Annotated in this window: 20 protein-coding genes; 11 read left to right on the plus strand and 9 right to left on the minus strand. The window is 73.9% G+C overall.

The features are described 5' to 3' along the window. Positions 1 to 144 precede the first annotated feature (144 nt). The 7 genes from ACIRPK_RS05440 to ACIRPK_RS05470 all read right to left on the minus strand — a co-directional run bounded on the left by ACIRPK_RS05440 (position 145) and on the right by ACIRPK_RS05470 (position 8,079). A complete protein-coding gene (locus ACIRPK_RS05440) occupies positions 145 to 1,011 on the minus strand; it encodes a helix-turn-helix transcriptional regulator (protein ID WP_403033346.1) in 867 nt (288 codons plus the stop codon). 44 nt (positions 1,012 to 1,055) lie between these two features. Then, on the minus strand, positions 1,056 to 1,901 hold the full coding sequence (locus ACIRPK_RS05445) for a class I SAM-dependent methyltransferase (RefSeq protein WP_403033349.1): 846 nt from the start codon (positions 1,899 to 1,901) through the stop codon (positions 1,056 to 1,058). After that, positions 1,898 to 3,376 carry a 4-hydroxyphenylacetate 3-hydroxylase family protein gene (locus ACIRPK_RS05450; RefSeq protein ID WP_403033351.1) on the minus strand — a complete coding sequence of 493 codons (1,479 nt, stop codon included), beginning with the start codon at positions 3,374 to 3,376 and terminating at the stop codon, positions 1,898 to 1,900. The genes ACIRPK_RS05445 and ACIRPK_RS05450 overlap by 4 nt, the downstream gene beginning before the upstream one ends. Then, positions 3,373 to 3,927, minus strand: a complete 555-nt coding sequence (locus tag ACIRPK_RS05455; protein ID WP_403033354.1) for a flavin reductase family protein — start codon at positions 3,925 to 3,927, stop codon at positions 3,373 to 3,375. Before ACIRPK_RS05455 ends, ACIRPK_RS05450 begins: the two co-directional genes overlap by 4 nt. Continuing rightward, positions 3,924 to 5,753 carry an asparagine synthase (glutamine-hydrolyzing) gene (gene asnB, locus ACIRPK_RS05460; protein ID WP_403033357.1) on the minus strand — a complete coding sequence of 610 codons (1,830 nt, stop codon included), beginning with the start codon at positions 5,751 to 5,753 and terminating at the stop codon, positions 3,924 to 3,926. The genes ACIRPK_RS05455 and asnB overlap by 4 nt, the downstream gene beginning before the upstream one ends. Beyond that, positions 5,753 to 6,532: a hypothetical protein gene (locus tag ACIRPK_RS05465; RefSeq protein ID WP_403033359.1), complete on the minus strand. Its 780-nt coding sequence runs from the start codon at positions 6,530 to 6,532 to the stop codon at positions 5,753 to 5,755. The genes asnB and ACIRPK_RS05465 overlap by 1 nt, the downstream gene beginning before the upstream one ends. Before the next feature lie 638 nt (positions 6,533 to 7,170). Next, positions 7,171 to 8,079: a LuxR C-terminal-related transcriptional regulator gene (locus ACIRPK_RS05470; RefSeq protein WP_403033362.1), complete on the minus strand. Its 909-nt coding sequence runs from the start codon at positions 8,077 to 8,079 to the stop codon at positions 7,171 to 7,173. Between the two features lie 616 nt (positions 8,080 to 8,695). On the opposite strand from ACIRPK_RS05470, the gene ACIRPK_RS05475 reads away from it, so the two are divergent. The 9 genes from ACIRPK_RS05475 (at position 8,696) to ACIRPK_RS05515 (ending at position 17,591) form a co-directional block, all read left to right on the plus strand. Continuing rightward, positions 8,696 to 9,640: an ABC transporter permease gene (locus ACIRPK_RS05475; RefSeq protein WP_403033365.1), complete on the plus strand. Its 945-nt coding sequence runs from the start codon at positions 8,696 to 8,698 to the stop codon at positions 9,638 to 9,640. Positions 9,641 to 9,642: 2 nt separating this feature from the next. Then, positions 9,643 to 10,485 carry an ABC transporter permease gene (locus ACIRPK_RS05480; RefSeq protein ID WP_403033368.1) on the plus strand — a complete coding sequence of 281 codons (843 nt, stop codon included), beginning with the start codon at positions 9,643 to 9,645 and terminating at the stop codon, positions 10,483 to 10,485. Continuing rightward, a complete protein-coding gene (locus ACIRPK_RS05485; protein WP_403033370.1) occupies positions 10,482 to 11,225 on the plus strand; it encodes an ABC transporter ATP-binding protein in 744 nt (247 codons plus the stop codon). Before ACIRPK_RS05480 ends, ACIRPK_RS05485 begins: the two co-directional genes overlap by 4 nt. Positions 11,226 to 11,377: 152 nt before the next feature. Then, positions 11,378 to 12,193 (plus strand): ABC transporter ATP-binding protein, encoded by an 816-nt coding sequence (locus tag ACIRPK_RS05490; RefSeq protein WP_403033372.1) that lies wholly within the window; start codon positions 11,378 to 11,380, stop codon positions 12,191 to 12,193. Beyond that, on the plus strand, positions 12,190 to 13,815 hold the full coding sequence (locus ACIRPK_RS05495; RefSeq protein ID WP_403033375.1) for an ABC transporter substrate-binding protein: 1,626 nt from the start codon (positions 12,190 to 12,192) through the stop codon (positions 13,813 to 13,815). Before ACIRPK_RS05490 ends, ACIRPK_RS05495 begins: the two co-directional genes overlap by 4 nt. Positions 13,816 to 13,840: 25 nt before the next feature. Then, complete coding sequence (locus ACIRPK_RS05500; protein WP_403033377.1) at positions 13,841 to 14,848, plus strand: LLM class F420-dependent oxidoreductase; 1,008 nt, start codon at positions 13,841 to 13,843, stop codon at positions 14,846 to 14,848. Positions 14,849 to 14,857: 9 nt separating this feature from the next. Further along, positions 14,858 to 15,955 (plus strand): LLM class flavin-dependent oxidoreductase, encoded by a 1,098-nt coding sequence (locus tag ACIRPK_RS05505; protein ID WP_403033380.1) that lies wholly within the window; start codon positions 14,858 to 14,860, stop codon positions 15,953 to 15,955. 26 nt (positions 15,956 to 15,981) lie between these two features. Further along, positions 15,982 to 17,025 carry a PfkB family carbohydrate kinase gene (locus ACIRPK_RS05510; protein WP_403033383.1) on the plus strand — a complete coding sequence of 348 codons (1,044 nt, stop codon included), beginning with the start codon at positions 15,982 to 15,984 and terminating at the stop codon, positions 17,023 to 17,025. Then, positions 17,022 to 17,591, plus strand: coding sequence for an NADAR family protein (locus ACIRPK_RS05515; protein WP_403033385.1), 570 nt, complete (start codon positions 17,022 to 17,024; stop codon positions 17,589 to 17,591). Before ACIRPK_RS05510 ends, ACIRPK_RS05515 begins: the two co-directional genes overlap by 4 nt. Before the next feature lie 563 nt (positions 17,592 to 18,154). On the opposite strand, the gene ACIRPK_RS05520 is transcribed toward ACIRPK_RS05515, so the two are convergent. Next, entirely contained in the window at positions 18,155 to 18,694 is a 540-nt protein-coding gene (locus ACIRPK_RS05520; protein WP_403033387.1) for a CGNR zinc finger domain-containing protein, read from the minus strand. A 143-nt stretch (positions 18,695 to 18,837) separates the two neighbouring features. Between ACIRPK_RS05520 and gap the strand changes: the two genes are divergently transcribed. After that, positions 18,838 to 19,845, plus strand: a complete 1,008-nt coding sequence (gap, locus tag ACIRPK_RS05525) for a type I glyceraldehyde-3-phosphate dehydrogenase (RefSeq protein ID WP_403033390.1) — start codon at positions 18,838 to 18,840, stop codon at positions 19,843 to 19,845. Positions 19,846 to 19,945: 100 nt separating this feature from the next. Further along, positions 19,946 to 21,115 (plus strand): hypothetical protein, encoded by a 1,170-nt coding sequence (locus tag ACIRPK_RS05530; protein ID WP_403033393.1) that lies wholly within the window; start codon positions 19,946 to 19,948, stop codon positions 21,113 to 21,115. Between the two features lie 52 nt (positions 21,116 to 21,167). On the opposite strand, the gene ACIRPK_RS05535 is transcribed toward ACIRPK_RS05530, so the two are convergent. Then, on the minus strand, positions 21,168 to 22,550 hold the full coding sequence (locus ACIRPK_RS05535; protein WP_403033396.1) for a glycine--tRNA ligase: 1,383 nt from the start codon (positions 22,548 to 22,550) through the stop codon (positions 21,168 to 21,170). Positions 22,551 to 22,630 lie beyond the last annotated feature (80 nt).

The raw sequence follows: 22,630 nt of genomic DNA on the forward strand, positions 1-22,630 counted from the left end.
CCGCCGGGTCGGCCCCGGCCGGGCCCGGGGCGCGGCGCCGGGCGGCCTGCGGGCCCCCGCCCCGCGGCGGCGCCTTTGACCGGTGGTTCGTTGGGCGGGCCCGGGGCCCCCCCCCCCGGGCCGCTCCCACGTTCTGCTCGGACCTCAGCCCGCCTCGCGCTCCACCGCGGCCGGCACCGAGCGCAGCGGGTGCTCGGCCAGCGAGGTCATCCGGGCCCGGTCCTCGGCCCCGGCCGGGGTGAACAGCAGCACCAGCGCCGACGGGTCGTCCACCGGGTGGAAGGACGACAGAGTGAGCCGGACCGGACCGATCCCGGCCGGCTCCACCAGCACGGCCCGGGCGGTGAGTTCGGCCACCGAGTGGCAGCCCCACCAGTGCCGGAGCTCCGGTGCGTCCTGGTCCAGGTGGCGGTAGACCTCGCCGGTGCGCGGGTCGGCCAGGGCGGGCCCGGCCTGGGCCCGGAAGTGCTGGAAGACGTTCATCGCCAGCGGCTCCCAGTCGTGCAGCACCGTCCGCAGCCGCTGGTCGGCGGCCATCAGCCACATCAGGTTGCGCCGGTCGGCGGGCACCGCCTCGGGCGGGCCCCAGAGCGCGGACCAGGGTGCGTTCCAGCCGAGCAGGTCGAAGTGCCGGTCGAGCAGCACCGCCGGGCTCAACGGCCACGAGTCCAGTACGGGTTGGACGGCGGCGGCCAGCCCGCCGGCCACCGGGGCGGGGCCGGCCGGCTCGTGGTAGCCGGCCAGCCGCATGGCGTGCCGCAGACCGGCTGCGTCCAGCTGCAACGCCCGGGTGACCGCCTCCAGGACCTGCCGGGAGGCGGTCACCCGGCCCTGCTCCAGCCAGGTGTACCAGGCCAGCCCGACCCCCGAGAGCGAGGCCACCTCCTCCCGTCGCAGGCCCGGGGTCCGGCGCCGGGCGGTGGACCGCAGGCCGACGTCGGCCGGCTTGAGCTGCTCCCGGTGGGCCCGGAGGAAGGCTCCGAGTTCCTGACTGACGAGGGGAGTTGACATGCGGTGCGCTCCTCGGGCGGATGGTTGTTCCGTCGTGCTCCAGCCTAGAGCGGCTTGAGCCGCCACAGCCGGACGGGCATGTGACTCACCCAGCCGAGTTCGTCCTGCCGCCGCTGCGCGGTCTCGCCGATCGCCCGGAAGAACGCGGTGCGCAGCTCCGGCGGCACCAGCCGGCTGTAGTAGTCACCGAAGGTGGCCGCGTGGAAGTGCTCGTACTGGGCGGCGTCCTCGACGGTGACCACCGCGTCCCGCTCCAGGTACGAGTCCACCGTGAAGTACCGGGCCAGCAGCTCGCCGAGCTCGTCCACCGGCCTGGTCCTGGTCCCGATCGGCAGCACCTCTCCGCGCGCGAACACCCCGGGTACGTCGGTGAGTTCGACCCCGGTGGCGACCAGGGCGGCCCGCACCAGCTCGTCCTCGCCGCCGAGCCCGAAGGCGTCGCCGGCCGGGTGGTAGGTGGTCAGCAGGAAGCTGCCGCCGGGGGCGAGCCGGTCGGCCACCCAGGAGAAGATCCGGTCCTCCACCGGGTACAGCCAGTGCAGCACCGAGGTCATGGTGACCACGTCGGCGGTCAGCGGCAGCGGCTGCGGGTCGGTCAGATCGGCCTGGTGCAGCTCGGTCCGGCCGGCGAACCGGGCCAGCCGTTCGCCGGCCTCGGCGATCCGGTGCTCGGAGCGCTCCAGGCCGACCGCGAGCCGCAGCGAGGGGTGGCGGTCCAGGGCGGTCTCCAGCAGCTGGCCGATGCCGCTGCCGAGGTCGACCAGGGTCTCGGGGCTACCGGTCACCTGGTCCAGCACCCAGTCCCGGTCCAGGACTTGGCGCAGTCGGCTGGCATCGGCGTAACCGGCCAGCGTGCTGGCCTGGATCTCGACGGCGGACGCGGTGCTCACTGCTGGGCCTCCTCGGGGGCGGGGGTGTCGATCAGTCGGAGCAGCCGCTCGCGGACGCTGCTCTGGTCGTACCGGCGGTAGATGTTGATCCGGTTCCGGGTCAGGTCGCCCCGGTGGACGTACTCGTAGAGGTCCTGGCGCTGGCCGAAGCCGTCCCCGGTCAGCTCCCAGGCCAGCCGGAACAGTCGGGACTTGTGCTCGGCGTCGATCCCGCGCCCGCGCATGTAGCGGTCCAGGTGCGGGCGCAGCCGGGGGTTGGCCAGGTCGCCCGCGGTGGGCTGCATCAGCAGTCCGGAGGCGCCGATCTTGCGGACGATCTCGACCGCACTGGCCGCCACCTCGGCCGACCAGACCCGGCTGGCGGCGGTGTCACCGGGGGCCAGCAGCCCGCTGTCGGTGACCTTGGCCCGGGCCTCGGCGGCATCGATGAAGTACTCGGTGAGTTCGGCGTACCCGGCCAGCCGGCCCAGGTCCTCCTGGACGTTGCGGAAGCCGTCCACCCCGATCGACTCGGCCACCAGGGTCGCGGTGGCCAGCAGGGTGCGCAGCCGCTCGCGGTAGCGGACGTGCCCGATGTACGCGCTCCAGGCGTTGATCCGGCCCAGGCCGGTCCGGGCCAGCTCGCCGTCCCTGAGCAGGAAGACCCGGTCCCAGGGGACCAGGACGTCGTCGAAGAACAGCATCGCGTCCTGCTCGTCGAACCGGGCGCCGAGCGGGTGGGCGTGGCCCCACGGGGAGCTGCCGAGCGGCTCCCGGCAGAGCGTGACCAGACCGGGGGTGTTCAGCGGCAGCGCGAACCAGACCACGAACTGCTCGCCGCGCCGCTGGGTGAACGAGGCCGACAGGTAGACCAGCACCTCCTGGGCCAGCGGCGCCAGCGTGGTGAGCTGCTTGGCGCCGCGCACCACGATGCCCTGCTCGTTCTCCTCCAGCACCCGCAGCGCCAGGTCGGGGTCCTCGACCGGGTCGGCCGAGCGGTCGATCTGCGGGTCGCCGAGGGCGTGCGAGAGCACCAGGTCGTTGCTCGACACGTGCCGGTACCAGGCTTCCGCGTTGGCGCCGAACCGGGCGTCGCTGCGGCCCAGTTGGTGCCGGAAGTCGTACACGCCGAGCGCGATCGAGGCCATGAAGGCCGGCGAGCGGCCGTGCTGGCCGAGCGCCTCGGCGTGCCAGAACTCGGCGCTGCGGCGCTGGAGCCGGAGGTCCTCCAGGGTGCGCGGCGGCTGGAAGGCGCGGGCGATCCGCTGCCCGGTCGCCGGGTCCTGCCAGGTCAGCAGGGAGCGGTGGTCGGGGTCGTGCTGGAGGTCGAGCAGCCGGGCCAGCTCCTGCGCGGCAGGCCGGAAGGCCGGGTGCTCGGCGGGGTTGTCGACCCGCTTGCCGTCGAGGTAGAGCTCGCGGCCGTCGTCGAGTTCGGCCAGGTACCGCTCGCCCGTGAGCAGGCCCCGTCCGAGGGCGGGCGTGTCCAGCAGGGTCATGCGTGGGCTCCTGTCGAGGTCATGGCGTGCTGTGCGGTCAACTGGCGGTACTGGCCGTCGTGGTAGAGCAGGGGTTCGCCCGGCCGGCCGTCCGCGGCGAGCACCTCGCCGATCAGCAGGGCGTGGTCGCCGCCGGGCAGGACCGCCTTGAGCCGGCAGTCGAACCAGGCCAGGCAGTGGTCGAGGACGGGTGCGCCGGTCGCCTCGGTGTGCATCGGCACGGTGGTGAACATCCCGAGCGCGCGGCCCGCGCCCGGGGTGGCGAAGCGCCGGCCGACCCCCTGCTGGTCCGCCGCCAGCACCGAGACGGCGTACCGCCCGTCGGCGCGGACGGCCGCGGCCAGCGGGCTGTGCGCGGCCACCGCGACGCTGATCAGCGGCGGGTCCAGGGAGAGGGTGGTGAAGGAGGAGACGGTCTTGGCGAACACCTCGTCGCCGTCCCGGGCGGTGAGCACCGCGACGCCGGTGGTCCAGTACCGGGCGGCGGCCCGGACCGCGTCCGGTACGACGGGTGTTCGGGGGGCCGACGGCCGCGGGCGCAGCGGGCTCATCGCAGCCCCACCCGGTAGGCGCGCAGCCACTCGTCGACCTGGACCAGGTGGTCCAGCCCGCCGACCGGGTTGGGCGCGGTCCGCGGACTGGGCAACGGCCTGCCCTCGGCCAGCAGTTGGCGCACCAGCGCGCGGTCGACCAGGTCGAAGACGGGGGCCTGTGGGTCGGCCAGCAGCGCGTGCGCCCGCTCGGTGAGCACCTCGGTGTAACGGATCGCCGGGGTGGAGGGATAGCCGCTCTTCGGACGGTCCGTCACCTGCGGTGGGAGCAGGTCCCGGACGGCGTCCCGGAGCAGTCCCTTGGCCCGGCCCTCCGGTGCCTTGAGCGCCCACGGCACGTTCCACAGGTACTCCACCAGCCGGTGGTCGCAGAACGGCACCCGGACCTCCAGCCCGACCGACATCGACACCCGGTCCACCCGGTCCAGCAGCGGCGGCAGCCACCGGGTCAGCGCCAGGTGGAACACCTCACGGACCCGGGCGTCGGCCGCCGACTCCCCTGCCAGCACCGGGACTTCGGCGATCGAGCGGCGGTACGCCTCGGCGGTGTACTCCGCCGGCCGGACCTCGGCCCGCACCTCGGGGCGGAGCAGCTCGGCCGGGGTGGACCGGCCGTGCAGCCAGGGGAAGGTGCCGGACGCCAGCGCCGCCGCGTCGTGGAAGTAGGGGTAGCCGCCGAAGATCTCGTCGGCCGCCTCCCCGGACAGCGCGACGGTGGAGCGGTGCCGCACCTCGCGGAACAGCAGGTGCAGCGAGGCGTCCATCTCGCCCCAGCCGGGCCGGTCACGGGCCCGCAGCACGGCGTCCCGGGCCAGCAGCAGGTCGTCGTCGGGTATCAGCACCGAGGTGTGCAGGGTGCCGATGTGCTCGGCGGCGGCCTGGACGTACGGCGCGTCCAGGCTGGTCCGCCAGGCGTCCGGGGTGCGGTCGGCGCTGCCGGGGAAGTCCACCGAGAAACTGGTGATCTTGCCCTGGCCGTTGCGCTCCCTGGCGATCGCCGCCAGTGCGGTGATGGCGCTGGAGTCCACCCCGCCGGAGAGCAGCGTGCAGAGCGGTACGTCACTGAGCAGTTGGCGCTCCACCGCGTCGGCCAGCAGCTCCCGGACGTGCGCCCGGGTCTCGGCCGGCGAGTCGGTGTGCACGGCCGACTCCAGCTTCCAGTACCGCACTTCGGTGGTCGCGCCCCGGGTGATCCGGAGCAGGTGACCGGGGCGGACCTCGTTCAGCCCCCGGAACAGCCCGTGCCCGGCGGTCGGGGCGGCGGGCAGGGCGAACAGCTCGGCCACCCCCGTCGCGTCGAGTTCGGCCGGGAACAGCGGGTTGGCCAGCAGTGCCTTGGGCTCGGAGCCGAACAGCACCCCGCTGCGGTACGGGTGCCAGTACAGCGGTTTGATCCCCAGGTGGTCCCGGACCAGCAGCAGTTCCTCACCCCGGGTGTCCCAGACCGCGTACGCGAAGATCCCGTTGAACCGCTCCGGCGCGGCCGCGCCCCACTGCAGGTGCGAGCGGAGCACCACCTCGGTGTCCGAGTCGGTCCGGAAGCGGTGCCCGTACCCCTCCAACTCCCGGCGCAGTTCGCGGTAGTTGTACAGCTCGCCGTTGTAGGCGAGCACCGCCTGCGGCACCTCCGCGTCGGCCAGCGGCTGCACCCCGCCGTCCAGGTCGATCACCGACAGCCTGCGGTGGCCGAGCGCCAGGTGCCGGGACAGCCAGACGCCCTCGGCGTCCGGGCCCCGGCAGGCCAGGGTCGCGGTCATCTCCCGGACGGTGCGGGCCGCGTGCCGCAGGTCGGTGTCCCAGTCGAGCCAGCCGGTCAGGCCGCACATCATGCCTCCTGGCGGGAGTCGGATTCGGTGGGCGCCGAGGCTTCCCAGCGGCAGCCGTGCCCGGTCGGGCCGCTGCGCAGCCGGTGCTCCGGGCGGAAGCCCTTGGCCCGGATGTTCGAGGAGAGCGCCTCGGTGCAGTACGTGCACGGCGACGCCAGGGTGAGCCGGACCCCGCTGCGCCGGGCCTGCTCGCGGTAGTCCCAGATCGCGCAGTGCGTGATGGTGAGCGCGGCCCGTTCGGCGTTCGGCGGCGCCTCGTCGTCGAACTCGTAGTCGGATCCGTACAGTTCGGCCTGCCGGGCGATCCGGTGGATCGGGTCGGCGGCGCCCCGGCCGTGGTCCGGCTCGACCTCCCGGTGCACCTCGGCGTTGGACCTGGCCCAGTCGGCCAGCGCGGGCTCGCCGTACCGGCCCACCAGGAAGCGCTCCATCAGCGCCTGGCCCCGGAAGAACACCCGCTGCCACTCCGCCGCCCCGGCGGTCTCCTCCGCCGGCAGGTCGGCGAAGATCGCGGACTGCAGCGCGAACCAGTCGGTCAGGTGGATGCCGTCCCCCCGGGACACCAGATAGCGGGTCAGCCCCGCCTCGGCCTCGTGCAGCCGCTGGCGCCAGAGCGCCGAGCGCTCGGCCTCCGGCATGGTGCGGTACGGCGATCTGGGCTGCTCGGCCCAGCCGCCGAGACCCGAGCCGGGAACGGTGACGGCGGCGGGCTGGGGAAGGACGGCGGTGGCCGGCGCAGGCTGCGCGGGCGCTGCGGCACCCTCGGGCACATCGCTCAACGGACTGCTCCCTTCGGCGGGTTCTGGCGTGTACCCCCACGCTAGAAACCACGCCACCTGACGAAGTAGCCCCGAACGGACCCGGTTGTGGCGACCATCGGAGCACCCACCTACTCCAAAGGTCGCCCCACCATCGGCACACGCTGCGGCAGCCGGGGGCTCGGGGAACTGCTGATGTGCGGCTCCGCCGCGCGGGCGACGCCGACCTTTTGGCAGGCGCTTCGGACGAATCAGGGGCTCGGGGAACTGCGACTCCGGCCTCCGGAGCGTGATCGCTACGTGGATGGTCAGGCACTTGCGCCTGAACCCGCACGCACCGCAGACCTCAGCCACGCCCGGGGTTGACCACACCCGCACCTTGAACCCGCCCCGTGGTCGGCGTCGCAGTTCCCCGAGCCCCTGTCTTCCGGACTGTGTGCCACCGGCGTCGCCCACGCGGCGGAGCCGCACAACAGCACAGCCCCGAGCCCCTGGCTACCGCAGCGTGTGCCACCGGCGTCGCCCACGCGGCGGAGCCGCACAACAGCACAGCCCCGACCCCCTGGCTACCGCAGCGTGTGCCACCGGCCTCGCCCACGCGGCGGAGCCGCACATCAGCACAGCCCCGACCCCCTGGCTGCCCCAGCATGTGCCGAAGGTCAGCCCGCGAGGCCGTGGCGGTGGGCGTAGAGGGCGGCCCGCAGCCGGTCGGACTGGCCGATCTTGCGCATGGCCTGGGTCAGGTGCTTCTTCACCGTCGCCTCGGCCAGCGCCAGCTCCCGGCCGATCTCGGCGTTGCTCAGCCCCCGGGCCAGCTGCGCCAGCACGTCCCGCTCCCGCCCGGTCAGCCCGACCTGCTGGAGCGCCGGTTCGGCCGCCTGCCCGGCCAGGCTGGCCGGGTGCACCCGGGCCGGTGGCGGGGCGGGCAGGAACACCGACCCCCCGGCGGCGGCGAGTTGGACCGCGCCGATGATCCGGTCCTCGGACAGGTCGAGCGGAAAGCAGCCACTGGCCCCGGCCAGCAGGATCCGGCCCGCCTCGGTGGTGGACTCGGCCCGCCGCAGCAGCATCACCCGGGCCTCCGGCGCCCCGTCGGGGCCCCGCAGCGCGGCCACCAGCGCCAGGTCGTCGCCGAGCGAGGCGCCCCGGCCGAGCAGGATGACGTCCGGCCGGACCCGGCGGACCGCCGCCACCGCCCCGGCCGGGTCGCCGGTGCTGCCGACCACCGTGAGGCCGGGCACGGTGGCCAGCACCGAGCGCAGGCCCGCGCTGGCCACCGGATGACGTTCCATCAGGAAGATCCGGGTCTCGTCGGTCCGGTCCCGGCAGACCGGGTGCCCGCAGTCGCACCGGGCGGCCACCGGCCGTTCGGCGGCGGCCCGGCGGCCGGCGCCGGTCGGTTCGGTGAGCAGCTGGTGACCGGCGATCAGGTCGAGCGGGTTGTCGATCTCGGTGTGCAGGGCCTCGACCGCGACGGCCGGGGCGCCGCCGAGGTGCGGGTAGCGGCGCGGGCCGACCCGGTGGCCGCGCGCGGTGGCCGGGGCGCTCCGGCTGGTCAGGGCCGCCATCACACACCGTCCGGGTGCTGGGCGAGGGACGTGGGGTGAGCTGACAGGGCGTGGTACGGCATGGCGTTGCGGTCCCCTCGGACGTGGCGGGCCGGGCCTGGGGGGCACGGCACTGCGGCGGGCTCGGTACGACGGCCGCGAGCCGTGGGGGGACGGGCGGCGGGCCGGACGGGCCATGAGGGCGCTGCCGAGAGGGTGGCTGGCGGTCAGCGCCGAGGTGCGCGGGGACACAGCTCGTCGAAACACCGTCGGTGCCACGAGCCGCCGATCCCGACCAGGGTGAAGTCGGTCCGCCGGATTGCCATACCGGCACCCTAGGTCGGTGCCCCTAGCAGGTCAAGGACGGGACTGCGGTCCGGCGGCCGGGGCAGCGCCCTGCCGGGGCCCGCTCGTCCTATGACCAGGGGTATCCGCATGAACTGCTGACTGGCTGTCAGTGGTCCCGATCCGCAACCTTCGTGACACCGGCTCGGCACTGCCGACCTGGTCCGCCCGTCCCTCGCCACGGCCCGAACGCCCTTGCGCGGCCCGTCCGGACGGCCCCACCCCGCATCCTCGGAAGGAAGTCCGCCATGCCCGCCGCCCCGCCCACCACCCTGCCGAACGGGGTGTGCGGATGACCGGGTTCCTGCTGCGCCGGGTGCTGCTCGCGGTCCCGACGCTGCTCGGCGTGACGGTCGTGGTGTTCGCCACCGTGGCGCTGGTGCCCGGTGATCCGCTGACCGCCTTCCTCGGCCCCGGCGCCCCGCCCGAGGCCCGGCTGGAGCTCTCCGAGCGGCTCGGCCTGGAGCGGCCGTTGCCGGTCCGCTACCTGGGCTGGCTGACGCACGCGCTCCGCGGCGACCTGGGGGTGTCGATCTCCGCCCAGCGCCCGGTGCAGGACCTGCTCGGCTCGGCGGCCGGCCAGACCCTGCTGCTGACCGGGGCCGCCTTCCTGCTGGTGCTGGTCGGCGGGGTGCTGCTCGGCACGCTCGGCGCCGTCCGTCCGGACCGGCTGCCGGGCAAGGTGTGTGACGCGCTGAGCACCCTCGCGGTCTCCGCGCCGCAGTACTCGGTGGCGCTGCTGCTGATCGCGGTGTTCGCGGTCCAGCTGCGCTGGCTGCCGGCCGGCGGCACGCACGACGTGTTCGGCTCCGGTGGCCCCGGCGACCTGCTGCGGCACCTGGTGCTGCCCGCGGTGGCCGCCGCGCTGGTGCCGCTCGGACTGACGGCCAAGGTGTTCCGGGCCGCGCTGGCCGCGGTGCTGGCGGGCGAGCTGGCCGACAGCCTGCGGGCCCGCGGCCTGAGCCGGGCCGCCGTGCTCCGGCACTGCGTGCACAACGCCTCCCCCGCGCTGCTCACCATCGGCGGCCTGCAACTGGCCTACCTGCTGGAGGGCGTGGTGTTCGTGGAGACCCTGTTCGCCTGGCCGGGCGTCGGCCGACTGCTGTTCGACGCGCTGTCCGCCCGTGACCTGCCGCTGGTGCAGGGCGGGGTGCTGCTGGTCGCGGTCGCCTTCGTCGGCATCAACCTGCTGGTGGACGCGGCGCACGCGGCCGTCGACCCCCGGGTGCGGGGCTGACCGTGAAGCCGACCCTCCGTCAGGACACCGTCCTGCTGCTCGCACTCGGCGCCGCGCTGCTGCTGCTCCTGCTGACGCTGGCCGCCCCGCTGGTCGCCCCGTACGACCCGGCGGCCGGCTCGCTGGACACCCGCCTGCTCGACCCCGGCACCGCCGGCCACCTGCTGGGCACCGACGGCCAGGGCCGGGACGTGCTCAGCCGGCTGATCTGGGCCGCCCGCGCCTCCCTGGTCGGCGGCCTGGTGCCGGTGCTGCTGGCCACCGTGCTGGGCACCCTGCTGGGCGTCGCGGCCGGACTGGGCGGCCGGGTCACCGAACAGGCCCTGCTGCGCTCGCTCGACGTGCTCTACGCCTTCCCCGGCGTGCTGCTGGCCATCGCGGTGGCCACCCTGCTGCGGCCCGGTCTGGGCGCGACCGTCCTGGCGCTCTCGGTGGTGCTCACCCCGGCGGTGGCCCGGGTCGGCTTCACCGAGGTCCGCCGGATCCGCACCGCCGAGTACCTGGAGGCGGCCCGGGTGGGCGGCGCCGGTCCGTTCGAACTGGCGGTGCGTCAGGTGCTGCCGGTGGTCGCGCCGGTGGTGCTGGTGTACGCCTCCTCGCTGGTCGGGCTGGCCGTGGTGTACGCCGCCGGGCTGTCCTTCCTCGGCCTCGGGGTCGCCCCGCCGACCGCCGAGTGGGGGGCGATGCTGGACGAGCTGCGGCCCGCGCTGCTCACCCACCCCTGGGTCGCGGTCCAGCCCGCCGTGGTGATCCTGCTGGTCTCGGTGCTCTTCAACACGCTCGGCGAACGCCTCCGCCGCCGCCTCGGCGACAGCGGCGCCCACCTCCCGGCGGTGACCCGATGAGCGCGGCACTGACCGTCACCGGCCTGACGGTCGGTTACCCCGGCGGGGTCCGGGCCGTGACCGACGTCTCGTTCGAGATCGCCGCCGGGGAGGCGCTGGTGCTGCTCGGCGAGTCCGGCAGCGGCAAGACCACCGTCGCCAGGACCGTGCTCGGCCTGCCCGGACGCGGCGCCGAGGTCTCCGGTGACATCCGGCTCGTCGGCACCGAGCTGCGCGGGCTGACCGGCCGCGACTGGTCCCGGGTGCGCGGCCGCCGGATCGGCTACGTGCCGCAGGACCCGACCGGCGCGCTGGACCCGCTGCGCCGGATCGGCCCGCAACTGGCCGAGGTGCTCCGGCGGCACGGGCAGGCCGACGGCCGACGGGCCGCCAGGGCGGCGGTGCCCCGGCTGCTGGAACTGGCCGGCATCCCCGAACCCGAACGGGTCGCCCGGAGCTACCCGCACGAGCTCTCCGGCGGGCTCCGGCAGCGGGCCGCGATCGCCATCGCGGTGTGCTGCGGCCCCGAACTGCTGATCGCCGACGAGCCGACCACCGCCCTGGACGCCCTGGTCCGCGGCCGGATCCTGGACCTCTTCGACGAGCTGCGCCGCGAGTGCGGCATCGCCCTGCTGCTGGTCACCCACGACCTGGCGGCGGCCCGCCGGATCGGCGGCGACGTGGCGATCGTCCAGGACGGCCGGGTGGTGGCCTCCGGCCCGACCGAACTCCTCGCCGCAGAACCGGGAGCCCTCCGATGAACCTCTCGGCAAGCGACCAGCCGTCAGGGGCTCGGGGAACTGCGACGCCGACCTCAGGAGCGTTCAACGTACGTACCGGGTCAAGCACTTTCGCAGTGACACCCGCCGGCCACGAACCCTCGCAGTTCCCCGAGCCCCTGGACAGTGCAACCTTGCGCCTGCTCACGATCGAAGCGGTCCACAAGAACTACGGCCGCCGCACCGCCCTGGCCGATGTCAGCCTCGACGTGGCCCCCGGCGAGACGGTCGGCCTGGTCGGCGAGTCCGGCTCCGGGAAGTCCACCCTGGCCCGGCTCGCGCTCGGGCTGCTCGCGCCGGACGAGGGCACCGTCCGTTTCGCCGGCCACGACCCGTACCGGCTGCGCGGCCGGGGCGCCCGCTCCGTCCGGGCCCGGCTCCAGTTCGTCCCGCAGCACCCGCGTGGCTCGCTCAACCCGGCGCTGCGCGCGGGCGATGCGGTGGCCGACCCGCTGCGGCTGCACGGCACCCCGCGCCGGGACCGTCCGGAGCTGGTCGCCGAGCTGTTCCACCAGGTCGGCCTGAAGCCGGAGTTGGCGCGGCGCTACCCGCGCGAGCTGTCCGGCGGACAGCTCCAGCGGGTGGCGGTGGCCCGGGCCCTGGCCACCCGTCCCGAGCTGGTGGTCTGCGACGAGCCGACCTCGGCGCTGGACCGGGGCGTGCAGGCCCGGCTGCTCGACCTGCTGACCGAACTGCAGGAACGGACCGGCCTGGCCTACCTGTTCATCTCGCACGACCTGGCCGTGGTCCGGCAGCTGGCCCACCGGGTGCTGGTGCTGCGGGGCGGCCTGGTGGTCGAGCAGGGTCCGGTCGAGCAGCTCTGGTCCGATCCGCAACACCCGTACACCCGAGCCCTGTTGGACGCTGCCACCGGCACCCTTCCGCACCTCCGATCCGAGCCAGAACTCCACGCACTCCACGCACTCCACGCACCGAGGAACGCACTATGACGCACCGTCACCCGCTCGCCCGCACCCGCTCCAGAGCCGTCGCCCTGCCGGCCGCCGCCCTGCTGCTCGCCACCGCCGGCTGTGCCTCCGACCCGGCCACCGGGCCCGGTTCGGACGCGGCCGGCTCGGGCCGGGGCGGCACCCTGGTGATCGGCGCCACCGGCAAGCTGCCCAACCCGGACACCGTGATCGGCGGCGCGGGCTTCGAGGGCAAGCGGCTGGTCAGCTTCCAGATCTACGAGGGCCTGACCCGCTACGACCTGTCCGTCACCGACAAGCCGCCGGCCGTCACCGGGGCACTGGCCGAGTCCTGGCAGGTCGGCCCGGACGCGAAGACCTGGACCTTCACCCTGCGCAAGGGCGTCACCTTCCAGGACGGCACCCCGTTCGACGCCGACGCGGTGGTGTTCAACCTGGACCGCTACCTGAAGAAGGACAGCGAGAACTGGACCGACGCGCTCGGCGCCGCCGCCAAGGAGTACGCGGGCGACATCACCGCCTACCGCAAGGTGGACGCGGACCACGTCGAGCTGGTCACCAAGGACCCGAACGGCCACTTCCCGGAGGACCTGGCGCACGTCCTGATCGCCAGCCCGACCGCCGTCAAGAAGACCGGCTCCGCCAAGTTCGCCGAACACCCGGTCGGCACCGGACCGTTCGCGTTCTCCTCGTACACCGAGGGGCAGCAGATCGAGCTGGTCGCCAACAAGAGCTACTGGCGCGGCGCACCCAAGCTGGACAAGCTGGTGGTCAAGCCGATCCCGGACGCGGCCGCCCGGACCGCCGCGCTGCGCTCCGGCGGGGTGAACTGGATCGAGTACCCGAACCCGGACGACCTGGACAGCCTGAAGGCCGACGGCGTGCAGGTCCTGACCAACAGCTACGACCACCTCTGGTACTGGATCCTGGACACCACCAAGGCGCCGTGGAGCGACCCCCGGGTGCGCAGGGCGGCCAACTTCGCGATCAACCGCCAGGCGATCGCCGACAAGCTGCTGCACGGCACCGCCGACCCGGCCTACCAGGCCGCGCCCCGGGCCACCGCCGCGTACGACAAGGCGGGCGACGCGTACTCCTACGACCCGGCCAAGGCCAAGCAGCTGCTGGCCGAGGCCGGTCTCTCCGGCGGCTTCGCCAGCTCGGTCACGGTGCCCACCGGCGGCTCGGGCAACCTGGTGCCGGTGCCGATCGCCGAGGCGATCCAGCGCGACCTGGCGGCCGTCGGCATCAAGGTCGAGCTGCGCACCACCGACTGGTCCACCCTGATCGGGGCGGAGGCCAAGGGCAAGGTCGCGCTCGACTCGGACGCCATCGCGCAGTCCACCACGCTGTTCCAGTCCGAGGCGCTGCTGCCGCTGTTCGTGGGCTCCAACAGCCCGTTCTGGACCGGCCACTACAGCAACCCGAAGGTCGACGCGCTGCTCACCTCGGCCGCCGCCTCGCCGGACCAGAGCAAGCGGCAGGGCGACTACCGGCAGGCTCTCCAGCTGGTGACCGAGGACGCGCCGTGGCTGTTCGTGGTCAACGACCGCAACCCCAGGGCCCTTTCGCCGAAGGTGCAGGGCCTGGTCCAGCCGCAGTCCTGGTTCCTCGACCTCACCACGGTCTCGGTCCGGCCGTGACCCCCGCCCGCAGGAAGGCCACCCGATGACCACCCCGTACACCGCCGAGCCGCCGAAGTGGGGCATCACCCTGCCGCTGCCCGGTCTGACCATCGACCGGCACCGCTTCATCGTCGAGCGGCTCCCCGACCTCGGCTACACCGACGTCTGGAGCGCCGAGGGCGGCGGCACCGACGCCTTCACCCCGTTGGCCGCGACCGCCGCCTGGTCGCCGAGCCTGCGGATCGGCACCGGTATCGTGCCGGTGCACACCCGGGGCCCGGCGGTGCTCGCCCAGACCGCCGCCACCCTGGCCCAACTCGCGCCCGGACGCCTGCTGCTGGGGATCGGCGCGTCCGTCCCGGCACACGTCACCGACATCAACGGCATCCCGTTCGACGAGCCGTTCAAGCGGACCAGGGACGTGCTGCGGTTCGTCACCCGGGCGCTGCGCGGCGAGCACATCGCCGGGGACTTCGACACCTTCTCGATCACCGGGTACCGGCTGCCGCACCCGCCGGTCGAGCCGGTCAAGGTGATCCTCGGCGCGCTCCGGCCCGGCATGCTCCGGCTCGGCTTCACCGAGGGGGACGGCGCGATCACCAACCTGCTGTTCCCCGAGGACGTGCCGAAGGTGCTGGACGCGGTCGGCCCGCAGCCGCCCGGCAAGGAACTGGTGGTCAAGGTCTTCGTCTGCCCGACCGAGGACACCGACTACGCGCACCGCGCCACCCGCCCGTTCCTGGCCTGGATCCTGAACCGGGAGCCGTACCGCAAGTTCCACGAGTGGCTGGGCCACGGCGAGTTGCTCGCCGACGCGCACAAGCTCTGGGCGGCCGGCGATCCGGAGGGCTCGCAGGACGCCCTGCCCGACGAGGTGGTGGACGGCCTGTTCATCTCCGGCTCCCCCGAGGAGTGCCGGGAACGGATCATGCAGTACCACCGCCCGGGTGTCACCACCATCCAGCTGTACGTGTCGCTGCCGCCCGAGGTGTTCGTCAGCCGGGCCCGGCTGCTGGACACCCTGGCCCGGCTCGGCCCGGCGGCGGGCTGAGGAGCCGTGATGGAACTCGAACTGCGCGGCGGCGTACGGGCCGCACCGGTCACCGGCCGGACTCCTCGGGAGCGGCAGGCACTCCGGTTCGCCCCCGACCCCCGGGATCGCACCGCCGATCCCGGGCACGTGGTCAGGACCGCCCGGGAGAACGAGGAGGACGGGCTCGACAGCGCCCTGGTGGTGCAGTCGAGTTCCTGGCCGGACCCGTGGCTGGTGGCGAGCTGGGCGCTGGCCGCCACCAGCCGGCTGCGGATCGCCGTCGCCCACCGGGTCGGCACCACCGCCCCGACCGTCGCGGCCCGTCAACTGGCCACCCTGGACCGGCTCTCCGGCGGCCGGGTGGCGGCGCACGTGATCGTCGGCTCCAGCGACCTGGACGTGGCCAGGGACGGTGACACCCTGGGGAAGCAGGACCGCTACCGCCGGGCCGACGAGTACCTCGGGCTGCTGCGGCGGTCCCTGGCGGCCGATCAGGAGTTCGACCACAAGGGCGAGTTCTACCAGGTCCAGGGTGCGTTGGCCGGGCTGCGGCCCGAGCCCGGGGGTGAGCTGATCTCGTTCGGCGGCTCTTCCCCGGCGGGGGTCGAACTGGCCGCCCGGCACGCCGAGGTGTACGCCGTGCCGCCGCTCCCGCTGCCGGACACCCGACGCCGGATCGCCGAAGTCCGGTCCGTCGCAGCCGGGTTCGGCCGGAGCCTGCGGATCTGGCGGCACCTCACCCTGGTGCTGGCCGACAGCGACGAGGCCGCCCGGCGCCGGGTCCAGGAACTGCGCCGGGACGCCCTGCGGCTCACCTCGGGGCCGGACGGGCCCCGATTCGCCGAGGCGGTCGCGCTGGACCGCGACCGCGAGCGCGGCCGGGTGCCGGACCAGCGGACCGGCGACCGGATGGCGGCCGAGCAGGTGGCCGCGTACGTCCGCCGCTCGTTCGCCACCGCCTACGTCGGCTCACCGGCCACCGTCGCCGACCGGATCGGCGCGCTGCACTCGGCCGGGGTGGACATCGTCCAGCTCGACCTGGCCGTGGAGACCGACCAGGACCGGGAACTGCGCCGGGAGTTGGTCTCCCGGCTGCGCACCGGCAGCCACCGGCACGGCTGGTAGCCCGCCCACCATCGAGGGAGCACCGAATGAGCCACACCGCCGACGGGCAGATCGTGATCAGCGGCTCGATCGCCACCGACCACCTGATGACCTTCCCCGGGCTGATCTCCGACCAGCTGCTGCCGGACCAGCTGACCAAGGTCTCGCTCTCCTTCCTGGTGGACGGACTGGAGATCCGGCGCGGCGGGGTCGGCGCCAACATCGCCCTCGGCCTCGGCCGGCTCGGCCTGCGGCCGCTGCTGGTCGGGGCGGCCGGGGCCGACCACGGGGAGTACGACGACTGGCTGCGCGCCAACGGCGTGGACACCCGAGGCGTGCTCACCGTGCCCGGCCAGTACACCGCCCGCTTCCTGTGCACCACCGACCGGGCGCAGAACCAGATCGCCTCGTTCCACCCGGGCGCGATGAGCCGGGCCGCCGACATCAGCCTCCCCGAGGTGCTGGCCCGCACCGGCCCGGCCCGGCTGGTGCTGATCGGGCCCGACGACCCGGCGGCCATGCTGCGCCGCACCGGGGAGAGCCGGGCGGCGGGCATCCCATTCGCCGCCGACCCGTCCCAGCAGCTCGCCCGGCTGACCGGCGATCAGGCCCGCACCCTGGTCGACGGCGCCCGGTGGCTGTTCACCAATGCGTACGAGCGCAGCCTGCTGCTGGAGCGCACCGGGCTGACCGGGGTCGAACTGCTCGGCCGGGTCGGCACCTGGTTCACCACGCTCGGGCCGGACGGCGTGCTGATCGAGCGCCAGGGCGAGGCCCCGGTCGAGGTCCGCCCACCGCAGGAGCTCCGCCGGGCCGACCCCACCGGCGTCGGCGACGCCTTCCGGGCCGGGGTGCTGGCCGGCGAGGTCTGGGGCCTGCCGCTGCCGGTCGCGGCCCGGGTCGGCTGCCTGCTGGCCACCCTGGCCCTGGAGTCGGTCGGCACCCAGGAGTACACGTACCGGCCGGACGACTTCCTCGCCCGGCTGGCCACGGCGTACGGGCCGGAGACCGCCGACCTGGTCCGGCCGCACCTGCCGGCCGGAAAAACCGGGGGCCGGACGTCGGCGGAGGGTGACAGCATGGCGGTATGACCGACGCTCCGCACCCGTCCCACACCCGTACCCGCGAGGACCTCGCCGCCCTGGTGGCGGCCGGCGCACGGCCGAAGTACCTGATGTTCTGGGGCCACCGGCCGGAGCGGGACGGCAGCGTCGGGCCCGGCTCGCTGAGCCAGTGGTGGCCGTCCGCGTTCACCGTGGACGGGGTGCGGTACGCCACCGCCGAGCACTGGATGATGGCGGGCAAGGCCCGGCTGTTCGGTGACGACGAGACCCTCGGACGGATCCTGGCGGCCCGTTCCCCCGCCGAGGCGAAGAACCTCGGGCGGCTGGTCCGCGGCTTCGACGACCAGCGCTGGGCCGCCGCCCGGTTCGACCTGGTGGTGGCCGGAAACGAGGCCAAGTTCGGCCAGGACCAGGCCCTCCGCAGCTACCTCCTGGGCACCGCCGCCCGCGTCCTGGTCGAGGCCAGCCCCCTCGACCGCGTCTGGGGCATCGGCCTCGCCGCCGACGACGACCAGGCCCTCCACCCCACCGCCTGGCGCGGCCTCAACCTCCTCGGCTTCGCCCTGATGGAAACCCGCTCCCGCCTGGCCTGACCCACGCCGCCGCCGCGCGGGCGACGCCGACCTTTCAGCAGGCCGCTCAGGGCTACGGCCCAGGGGCTCGGGGCTCTGCTGATCTGCGGCTCCGCCGCGCGGGCGACGCCGACCCTGGCACGTGGTGCACCACCAGGGGCTCGGGGCTCTGCTGATATGCGGCTCCGCCGCGCGGGCGACGCCGACCCTGGCACGTGGTGCACCACCAGGGGCTCGGGGCTCTGCTGATATGCGGCTCCGCCGCGCGGGCGACGCCGGCCTTTCAGCAGGGCGCTCAGGGCTACGGCCCAGGGGCTCGGGGAACTGCGACGCCATCCTCCGGAGCGTGATCGCCGCGTGAAAGGTCAGGCACTTTCGCCCGAACCCGCACCTGAAGCAGACCTCAGCCCCGCCCGGGGTCGACCACACCCGCACCTTCAACCCGCCCCGGGGCCGGCGTCGCAGTTCCCCGAGCCCCTGACCGTAGAGGCCGAAGCACCCGCCACAAGGCCGACGTCACGCACGCGGCGAAGCCGCACACCAGCACAGCCCCGAGCCCCCGGCTGCCGCAGCCTGTGCCCCGGCTACCCCGGGTGGCGCTCGCGGAAGGCTGCGACCTTGGCCCGGTTGCCGCAGGCGGACATGTCGCACCAGCGCCGCACCCCCCGCCGCGACCGGTCCACGTACAGCCGGGTGCAGGGCTCCGACGCGCACTCGCGGATCGGCGCCCCGAGCGGCAGCGCGAACAGCTCCTGCGCCGCCCTGGCCACCGTGGCCAGGGCGGCCGCTGCGCTGCCGGTCCGACGCAGGGCGCCGTCCGGCCGCAACTCCAGCCGGACCGCAGGTCCGTCGGCGAGCCGGTTGAGCAGCCTGCGGTCGGCCGTGGGGTAGGGCTCCCCGGCCACCGCCGCCAGGCCCAACCGGTAGACGGACTCCCGGAGTTGGCGGGCCTGGTGCAGATCCTCCCCGACCGCCGGGGCCGACAGGTCGGCCAACCCCGCCGCGGTCGTCCAGGCCCCCAGGTCGGCCGGCGTCTGCAACAGGTCGCGGGCCAGCGTGCGGCGCCGCTGCACGGTACCGACCAGATCGAGCGCGGGATCACCGGCGACAAAGACGAACTCCATCTCCCCAGCATAGCCAACTAACCCCTCAGACCGGTTGCACCGGTGCTCGCAGCCCCGTACGCTGTGGCTAACCACTTAAAGCGGTTACCAGTCGACGAAGCCTGGCATTCCACCAAGTGATCCCATCCGCAAGGGAGTCGAGCATGGCGATCAAGGTAGCGATCAACGGATTCGGCCGGATCGGCCGAGGCTTCGTCCGGGCCGCCCTCCAGCAGGGCGCCGACCTGGAGATCGTGGCGGTCAACGACCTGACCGACGCCGCCACCCTGGCCCACCTGCTGTCCTACGACAGCACCATGGGCCGGCTGGAGCGCGAGGTCGAGGTGGACGGCGACGGCATCGTGGTGAACGGGCACCGGATCAAGGTGCTCGCCGAGCGCGACCCGGCCCGGCTGCCGTGGGGCGAGTTGGGCGTCGACGTGGTGGTCGAGTCGACCGGGGTGTTCACCGACGCGGTCAAGGCCCGGGCCCACCTGGCGGCGGGCGCCCGCAAGGTGCTGATCTCGGCACCCGCGTCCAACGAGGACATCACCCTGGCGTACGGCGTCAACCACGACCGCTACGACCCCGACGTGCACCACATCGTGTCGAACGCCTCCTGCACCACCAACTGCCTCGCCCCGCTGGCCAAGGTGCTGGACGAGGGGATCGGCATCGAGCACGGCCTGATGACCACCGTGCACGCCTACACCCAGGACCAGAACCTCCAGGACGGGCCGCACAAGGACCTGCGCCGGGCCCGGGCCGCCGCGACCAACATCGTGCCCACCTCGACCGGCGCCGCCAAGGCGATCGGCCTGGTGCTGCCGCAGCTCAACGGCAAGCTGGACGGCGCCTCGCTGCGGGTCCCGGTCCCGGTCGGCTCGATCACCGACCTGACCGCCTACCTGGCCCGCCCGACCACCGTCGAGGAGGTGAACGCGCTGTTCGCCAAGGCGGCCGCCGAGGGCCCACTGGCCGGGGTGCTCCGCTACGCCGAGGCCCCGCTGGTCTCCAGCGACATCGTCGGCGACCCGCACTCGTGCATCTTCGACGCCAAGTTGACCACCGTCGGCGGCAACGGACGGCACGTCAAGATCTTCGGCTGGTACGACAACGAGTCCGGCTTCTCGCACCGGGTGGTGGACGTGGTCCGACTGCTCGGCGCCTGACCACCGCCGAAAAGCTCCGGACTCGGCCCCGTAACACAACTGCCTTGTTCTGCGGCCAGGATGACCCTCCAGGGACGGCCGGAAGACTCAGGACGGTGCGATGACGGTGCGCGAACGAGACCCCGGGACGGCGGAGGACGTCCAGGCCCTGCGGACGGAGCTGGATGAACTCCTCCGGGCCCGCCGGTACGCGGCACAGCGCGAACAGCGGCTCACCGAAGCCCTGGTGGGCAGCGCCGATCCCGAACTGCACCGCCAGCTGGCCCAGATCCGCACCCTCCGGGACGGACTCGGCGCCCGCCACCTGGAGTTGAGTGAACGTCTGCTCGCGCTGGAGGACCACCGGCGCGAGCAGACCGCCGTCCCGCCCGCACGCCGCCCGACCGGAGCCAGGTTCGGCGGCGCGTACGGGGCGAGCGCCGCACCACAGCCCGCCCCGGCGGCCGCCGCCGCCCCGATGCGCGGCGCCCGGTTCGCCGGCGTGAGCGCCCCCGAGCCGGAGCCGGTGGCCGCCCAGCCGCCGCCACCGCCCCGGCCCGTGGTCCCCGAGCCGCGCAGCGCCGCCGAGTTGGCCACCCTGGCCGCCCGGATCGGCGCCCTGCACGGCCGTGGCTCGGCCCAGGAGTCGGCCGCGCTCACCGCACAGGCGGCGGTGGTGCTGGCCCCCGCCGACGTGGCCCGGCTGATCGCACTGCTGCGCGCCGAGGGCCCGGCCGGCGCGGCGGGCTACCTGGCCAGGGCGGTCGCGCACGGCGCCGCCGGGCAGGCCGCCGGGACGCTGGCCGAGCTGCGCCGGACCGGCCTCTCCGAGGAGTCGGCCGCCCTGTTCCACGCGCTCTGGGGCTATCCGGCCGCCGAACTCCCTGCCCTGCTGGCCGCCTTGGAGCAGGTCGGGCTCTCCGCCGACAGCCTGACGCTGCTCTGGGAGTGGGGCTCGGCCCCACCCGCCGAGCTGGCCGCGCTGGCCGACCACCTGCGGGCGGCCGGCCGCACCGAGGACGCGTACCGGCTGCTGCACCAGGCGGCCGGCCGCCGTGCCGACGAACTCGCCGACACCGCGCTCCGGTTGGACGCCCAGCTGGCCGAGGCGCTGAGCCGGCAGGTGGCCCGGCTGCGCTCCCCCGCCGATCTGGCGGGCTACGCGGCGGGGCTGTCCCCCTCCCCCACGCGCTACCGGGCGCTGCTGGCGGCAGTCGGCACCCTGGACGAGAGCCGGTCCCGGGCCGCGCTGGCCGCGCTGCGCGGCGCCGGCCTGCCGCTCCGGCCGTGAGACGCGCGACGGCCCCCGACCGGCAGGGTCGGGGGCCGTCGTCGAAACGCTGCTAGCAGCCGATCAGGCGCGCGCCCAGGTAGGACTTCACCTGGTCGAGCGAGACCCGCTCCTGCGCCATGGTGTCACGCTCACGGATGGTGACCGCGTTGTCCTCCAGGGTGTCGAAGTCGACCGTGACGCAGAACGGCGTGCCGATCTCGTCCTGGCGGCGGTAGCGCTTGCCGATCGCGCCCGCGTCGTCGAACTCGACGTTCCACGCGGTGCGCAGGTCGGCCGCCAGGCCACGGGCCTTCGGCGACAGGTCGGCGTTGCGCGACAGCGGCAGCACCGCGACCTTGACCGGGGCGAGCCGGGGGTCGAGCCGCATGCCGACCCGCTTCTCCATGACGCCCTTGGCGTTCGGCGCCTCGTCCTCGAAGTAGGCGTCGATCAGGAAGGCCAGCATGGCGCGGTTCAGACCGGCTGCGGGCTCGATGACGTACGGGTAGTACCGCTCGCCGGACTCCTGGTCGAAGTACTTCAGGTCCTGGCCGCTGGCCTCGCTGTGGACGGTGAGGTCGTAGTCGGTCCGGTTGGCCAGGCCCTCCAGCTCGGAGAACTCGCTGCCGCCGAAGTTGAAGCGGTACTCGATGTCCACCGTGCGCTTGGCGTAGTGGGACAGCTTCTCCTTCGGGTGCTCGAAGAAGCGCATGTTCTCGGTCCGCAGGCCGAGGCCGACGTACCAGTCCCAGCGCTGCTGGAGCCAGTACTCGTGCCACTGCTCGTCCTCGCCCGGCTTGACGAAGAACTCCATCTCCATCTGCTCGAACTCGCGGGTGCGGAAGATGAAGTTGCCGGGGGTGATCTCGTTCCGGAAGCTCTTGCCGACCTGGGCGATGCCGAACGGCGGCTTCTTGCGCGAAGTCGTCTGCACCGCCTTGAAGTTGGTGAAGATGCCCTGGGCGGTCTCCGGGCGCAGGTAGGCCAGGCCACTCGCATCCTCGGTGACGCCGAGGTGCGTCTTCAGCATGCCCGAGAACTCCTTGGGCTCGGTGAAGCCGCCCTTGTTGCCGCAGTTCGGACAGTTGACGTCGGCCAGGCCGTTGGCCGGCACCCGGCCGTGCTTGGCCTCGTACGCCTCCTCCAGGTGGTCCGCGCGGAACCGCTTGTGGCAGGAGAGGCACTCGGTCAGCGGGTCGTTGAAGGTCGCGACGTGACCCGAGGCCTCCCAGACCTCACGGGCCAGGATCACCGACGAGTCGAGCCCGACGACGTCCTCCCGAGCGGTGACCATCGAACGCCACCACTGGCGCTTGATGTTCTCCTTGAGCTCGACGCCCAGCGGGCCGTAGTCCCAGGCGGCACGGGTGCCGCCGTAGATCTCGCTGCAGGGGTAGACGAAGCCACGGCGCTTGCTCAGGCTGACGATCGTGTCGATCTTGTCGGCGGCCACAGTGCTCTCTTCAGTACGACGTCCCGGAGGACGGCACGGTCAAGGCGCGGCTGGTTGCACGCACCCGAATACCTCCAGAG

Source organism: Kitasatospora sp. NPDC101801, assembly GCF_044766665.1.
Lineage (GTDB): Bacteria > Actinomycetota > Actinomycetes > Streptomycetales > Streptomycetaceae > Kitasatospora.